The following is a 3,624-nucleotide window of genomic DNA, read 5'->3' as shown; positions in this document are numbered from 1 at the left end:
CCAAGGAACGCAAGGCCACAACACGCCTGTGGGCCAAGCGGGAGGCTCAAATACAAGGCGTAATCGAGTCGACCGCGGGGATGTATGGCGACTTGCAAGGTATCGCTGGAAAGGTGATGCAAGAGATTGACGGCTTGGAGGTCCTGGCCATCGAAGCATCTATGCCCGATGCCGAATAGACAATCGGCATGCAGCTCAACAGGAAAACGATTGGCAATCTGGAGCGGCTTGCCAGACGAACAGGGGACGGACCAACACGCGCACGACGCGGGATGCGTTGCCATGACCGCTGTGCAGAACAGGCATCGCAATAGTGCCCAATGCATTCGTTGCGTTTGGCCCCACCGCCACTACGAAACGAACAATTTCGCCGACTGTCTTTCAAGCCGCCAGGAGAGTTTCGTGACAGAAAAAGCTGAAAACAATGCCGACAACCTGATCGAACTCACTGCCGACTCGTCTCGCCCTATGTCTCGAACAATCCGGTTTCGGTCGGTGACTTGCCGGCCCTCATCAGTCAGATCCACGCCGCATTGAAGGGCACCGGCGGCGGCGGTGCTGCGCCGGATAAGTCCGGGGCTCTCAAGCCTGCCGTGCCGATCAAGAAATCGGTCACTCCGGACTACATCGTCAGCCTTGAGGACGGGAAGAAGGTCAGGTCGTTGAAACGCCATCTCGCGACCCACTACAACCTGACGCCCGACGAATATCGCACCAAATGGGCCCTGCCAGCGGACTACCCGATGGTCGCGCCGAACTATGCCGCAGCGCGCTCGGCATTGGCCAAGACGATGGGGCTCGGCCGAAAGCCGAAAGAACCGGAAAAGGCGGCGCCGGTGAAGCGGACGCGCAAGAAGACCGCGGCCTGATTGCTGCAGATCCATCGGCCTATGTAGCCCGGACACAAAAAGGCGGGAGTAACCCGCTTTCCACAGGCGAAGCTGGTTAAACGGTACCAAGGGTTGCCGATCAGACACTCTCAAGTTTTGGTGCGAGAATAAAATCGAAACGGGCTCGGGCTGGTCAGGCTTTGGCTCTGGCAAAATGGCCCGGGAAGTTACGGCCGCTTCGGCATATTCTGCAAGCGCGGCAGGTGTCATCCCGAGCGCGGTCTCAAAGAGCCGGCTCGGCACCGTCACCACCTGACGAAAAAGCGCGGCAGCTCTTGTGGCGTCGGCGGCAACGAGCACAGAGCGCCACTTTCCGACCTCACCACCTCTAAAGCGCGAACGTCTGGTGTGATGCCCGATGCGCACGTTCGTAGGCATCTCACTGTTACATCGCGGTGACAAAAGCACCGCCACGGTGGCGTCAACCGGTTACCAAGGGCAGTAAATATCTCCGGCCTTCTGGGAGTGGCGTGTCAGCGTCCCCAGAGGCTGCGTGGGCGTGTCGCCGGTTGGCTGTTAGCGCGGCGACTGGATCGCTCCACGCCTCGCAAGCGGGATAGCGAAATCTCGTGAAGGCAAGGTCGAGCTGCGTTTTCCGCTCTCTATCGGCGACGGGCGGCGACTGGGAGAGACGGATACCGTGCACATGGGGCGTCAGGAAGTTGGCAGGACATGGACGCGGGGCGGCCCGCGTGCAGGCGCTTGGCCGAGCGGTGCAATGAACACGCAGCGCCACCTCGCAGCGATCATGGTGTGCGACGTCGTCGGCTATTCGCGCCTGACGGAGCGCGACGAGCGCGGCACGCTCGAGCGGCTGAAGATCTACCGCAAGGACCTCCTCGAACCGCTGGTCTCTGAGCACCGGGGTCGGATCGTCAAGCTCACCGGCGACGGCATGCTGTGTGAGTTCGCGAGCGTCGTCAACGCGGTGGCCTCGGCGATGGCGATCCAGCAGGCCCTGGCAGAACACGAGGCGGAGATGCCCGAGGAAGAGCGGATTCGCTTCCGCATCGGCGTCAATCTCGGCGACGTGGTCTGCGAGGAGGACGGCGACCTCTACGGCGACGGGGTCAACATCGCAGCCCGCCTCGACAGCATCGCCGACCCCGGCACCGTGGTCGTCTCAGGCACCGCCTACGACCACCTTCAGGGCAAGCTCGACTGCGGCTTCACGCCGCTCGGCAATCTGCGCCTCAAGAACATCGAGCGGCCGGTGCGCGCCTACCGCGTCGAGACCGACGCGGGCGCCTCGGTGGCTGCATCGCCTCCGCTGCCCGCGAAACCCTCGATCGCGGTTCTGCCTTTTACCAACATGAGCGGCGATCCCGACCAGGAATACTTCGCCGACGGGCTGGTGGAGGACATCATCACGGGATTGAGCCGGGTGAACTCCTTCTTCGTGATCGCCCGCAACTCGTCCTTCACCTACAAGGGCCGGGCGGTGGACCTGCGCCAGGTCGGGCGCGAGCTGGGCGTCCGCTACGTGCTCGAAGGCAGCATCCGCAGAGCAGGATCGCGGGTGCGCATCAGTGGGCAGTTGGTGGACGCGATCAGCGGACACCATGTCTGGGCCGACCGCTTCGAGGGCGACGTGAGCGACATCTTCGACCTGCAGGACAAGGTGACCGAGAGCGTCGTCGGCGCTGTCGAACCGAGCATCCGGCTGCAGGAGATCAAGCAGGCGCGCATGAAGCCGACTGACTACATCGGTGCCTACGACCTCTACCTTCGTGCGCTGCCGCGCTTCTACAGCATGACGCGCGAAGGCTTCGCCGACGTGCGCCGGCTCACCAACGAGGCGCTCAGCATCGACCCAGACTTCACCCTGGCGAAGGCACTCGGTGCCTATATCCGCAGCCTGTCGGTGAGTCAGTGCTGGCACGAGCCCGACGATATCCGCGTCGCCGTGCGCATGGCCCGCGAGGTGCTGGCGGACGCGCGAGACGACCCGACAAGCTTGCGTTTCGCCGCGCAGGTGATCGCCTACAGCGCCAAGGATTACGAGACGGCGCTGGACACGATCGAACGGTCCCTGCTCCTCAACCCCAATTCGGCGCAGGGCCATACGGGCAGCGGCTGGGTGAACGCCCATTCCGGCCACCCCCTCGTCGCGATCGAGCACTTCCACAGGGCGATGCGGCTGAGTCCGGTCGACCCCGAGAAGGGCATCGCGCTCTCCGGCATCGGGATGACCTACCTGATGCTCGAACGCTACGAGGAAGCGCTGGCTTGGGGAGAACGAGCGCTGCGCGAGATGCCGAATTACGGCTCCTCGCACCGGGTGGTGATCATGGCGCTGGTCAAACTCAACCGGCCGGACGAAGCGCAGGCGGCGGCGCGGCGGCTGATGGAAGCGTTCCCGACCTACACGCTCGGCCTGCAGAGGCAGATCAACCCGTGGCGGGACAAGGTGTTCGCCGAGCACTACGTCGAAGCGTTGGGTATTGCCGGCGTGCCGGAGTGATCGTCGCGGCTGCAAAGATGCCCTCCCCTGCGCGTCACGTCCGGCCAGGCGACGCGCCCCTTGATCCCGCGTCGCTTCTGGAAGGATAGTTCTCTGGCCGGCTTGTCCGAGGACCGAGCCCGTAGAGCAGCTGTGAACAGCCGGCGACCTCTCTGTTGGGTTCGCGTCGAACTTCCGGTTTCCACCGATAGTGTTGAAGAAGTCGGCGATGAAGCCGTGGATCCACTCGCACCGAAGCGTCTTGATTAAGGTCGACGCGACCTCCTCGCC

Annotated in this window: 2 protein-coding genes and 1 pseudogene; all 3 read left to right on the top strand. The window is 63.4% G+C overall.

What is annotated here, in order from left to right; genetic code table 11:
• Window positions 1-179, top strand: a 179-nt coding sequence (locus NKH67_RS33805; protein ID WP_502893852.1) for a DUF2130 domain-containing protein, incomplete at its 5' end; no start/stop codon positions are given.
• A 223-nt stretch (window positions 180-402) separates the two neighbouring features.
• Window positions 403-869, top strand: a pseudogene (locus NKH67_RS33800) (Ros/MucR family transcriptional regulator).
• A gap of 739 nt (window positions 870-1,608) precedes the next feature.
• Window positions 1,609-3,354: an adenylate/guanylate cyclase domain-containing protein gene (locus NKH67_RS33795; RefSeq protein ID WP_352503615.1), complete on the top strand. Its 1,746-nt coding sequence runs from the start codon at window positions 1,609-1,611 to the stop codon at window positions 3,352-3,354.
• The last annotated feature ends 270 nt before the right edge of the window (window positions 3,355-3,624 follow it).

Source organism: Mesorhizobium sp. M0968, from assembly GCF_040319065.1.
Taxonomy (GTDB): domain Bacteria; phylum Pseudomonadota; class Alphaproteobacteria; order Rhizobiales; family Rhizobiaceae; genus Mesorhizobium.
The sequence above is the reverse complement of the archived record's forward strand: the minus strand, read 5'-3'. Positions and strand labels throughout refer to the sequence as shown.